This window comes from Mesorhizobium sp. M4A.F.Ca.ET.050.02.1.1 (assembly GCF_003997725.1).
Lineage (GTDB): Bacteria > Pseudomonadota > Alphaproteobacteria > Rhizobiales > Rhizobiaceae > Mesorhizobium.
The window spans coordinates 1-2,048 of the sequence record NZ_RZSG01000957.1; the positions used below are offsets into that span (position 1 = coordinate 1).

Genomic DNA, 2,048 nt, shown 5'->3' on the forward strand with positions numbered 1-2,048 from the left:
ATATTGCGCAACCTGCTGCTCGCCGCGCGCTGGACGGTGCTGTTGTCGCTCGCCGCCTTCGTCGGCGGCGCGCTGGTCGGCCTGGCCGTACTGTTCTTACGCATCGCCAAGACCAAATGGACCCGGCGGATTGCCTCCGGCTACGTCGCGCTGTTCCAGGGAACGCCGCTCTTGATGCAACTCTTCCTGATGTTCTTTGGTCTGCCGATGCTCGGGCTGCGCATCGAGCCATGGACGGCGGCGGCGCTCGGCCTCACCTTCTTCGCCAGCGCCTATCTGGCCGAGATCTGGCGCAGCGGCGTCGATGCGCTGCCGCGCGGCCAGTGGGACGCCGGCGCCAGCCTCGGGCTGCACTACCTGCAGGAGCTCAGGCTGATCATCCTGCCGCAGGCGTTCTCGATCACCCGCGCGCCGACCGTCGGCTTCCTGGTGCAGCTGATCAAGTCGACGGCGCTGACCTCGATCATCGGCTTCGAGGAACTGGTCAGGACCTCCAACGCCATCAACAACGCGACCTTCGAACCGTTCACCGTCTACGGACTGGTGGCGCTGATCTTCTTCGTCATGTGCTTTCCACTGACGCAATACGCGCGCGCGCTCGAGCAACGAGCGGCGGCACACTGATCCGCCTGACGGCGGAGAAACGCAACCAAGGGAACCCGCCGGACAACCGGCACAAACAGAGGAGAATTGAGATGAACAGACTGATCGCAACACCCATCACCCGGCGCGGCGTGCTTGGCGCCGGCTTCGCCGCCGCCGGCGTGCTCGCCATGCCCGCGGTGCTGCGGGCGCAGGACAAGTCGCTGAAGGTCGGTGTCTATGGCGGCTACTTCAAGAAATCGTTCGACGAGCATGTCTTCCCGGAATTCACCAAGGCAACCGGCATCGCGGTGGAATCGGTCGCCGAACCGACCGGCGAGGCCTGGCTGGTGCAGCTCGAACAGGCGGCCAAGGCCGGGCAGGCGCCGGCCGACCTTTCGATGATGTCGCAGACCTCGACGCTGAAGGGCCAGTCGACCGAATTGTGGACGCCGCTCGACACCTCGAAGGTCAAGCATTACGACCAGCTGCTGCCCCGCTTCATCAACAAATATCCGGACGGCCGCGTCGCCGGCATCGGTGCCGTCGCCTGGTGGATCACGCTGGTCACCAACACCGACGTCTACAAGGACGCGCCGACGTCGTGGGCGGCGCTCTGGGACAAGGCCAACGAGGACAAACTCGGCCTGCTGGCGCTCGCCTCCAACTCGTTCCTGCTCGAAGTGACGGCCAAGACCTTCATGGGCGGCACCAACGCGCTCGACACCGAGGACGGGCTGAACAAGGCGTTCGAGAAACTGGCCGAGGTCAAGCCGAACGTGCGCCTCTGGTATCGCGACGAGGCGCAGTTCGAGCAAGCGCTGAAGTCGGGCGAGATCCCGATGGGCCAGTACTACCACGACGTCACCGGGCTTGCGGCCGCCGACGGCTTCCATGTCCGTTCGACCTTCCCGAAGGAAGGCGGCATCCAGGATTCCGGCAACTGGGTGCTGTCGCGCGCCTCGACCAAGGTCGAGGAGGCGCACGCCTTCATCGACTTCATGAGCCAGCCTTCGATGCAGGGCGTCATGTCGCGCAAGGTCGGCACCACGCCGACGCTGAAGAAGGAGGTGCTCGACCTCAAGCCGGAAGAGTTCGCCGCTGTGTCGTCGGACATCGAGCCGATCATCCCGCGCTACGACCTCTATACATCGAAGGCCGACTGGATCAACCAGAAGTGGACCGAGTTGATCGTCGGCTGAGCACTGGCATGAAACCGGCCGCCGGACATCTGCCCGGCGGCCCTTGCGGTGCAATATCCTGAGAGAGGGGTGAGCATGTCCGGATTGAACATCAACGCCATCACCAAGAAATTCGGCAATTTCGCCGCCGTCGACAATGTGCAGCTCAATGTGCCGCATGGCACTTTCGTGTGCCTGCTCGGCCCGTCGGGCTGCGGCAAGACCACGCTGCTGCGCATGATCGCCGGGGTGGAGGAACCGACCAGCGGCGCCATCGTGCTCGAC

The 2,048-nt window shown here is 64.5% G+C and carries 3 protein-coding genes; all 3 read left to right on the forward strand.

Annotation, left to right across the window (positions count from 1 at the left end):
- Positions 1 to 624, forward strand: a 624-nt coding sequence (locus tag EOA33_RS33620) for an amino acid ABC transporter permease (RefSeq protein WP_145989452.1), incomplete at its 5' end; no start/stop codon positions are given.
- 71 nt (positions 625 to 695) lie between these two features.
- A complete protein-coding gene (locus EOA33_RS33625; RefSeq protein WP_126057023.1) occupies positions 696 to 1,784 on the forward strand; it encodes an extracellular solute-binding protein in 1,089 nt (362 codons plus the stop codon).
- A 75-nt stretch (positions 1,785 to 1,859) separates the two neighbouring features.
- Positions 1,860 to 2,048: ATP-binding cassette domain-containing protein (locus tag EOA33_RS33630; RefSeq protein WP_127407574.1), on the forward strand; the 189-nt coding region annotated here is incomplete at its 3' end.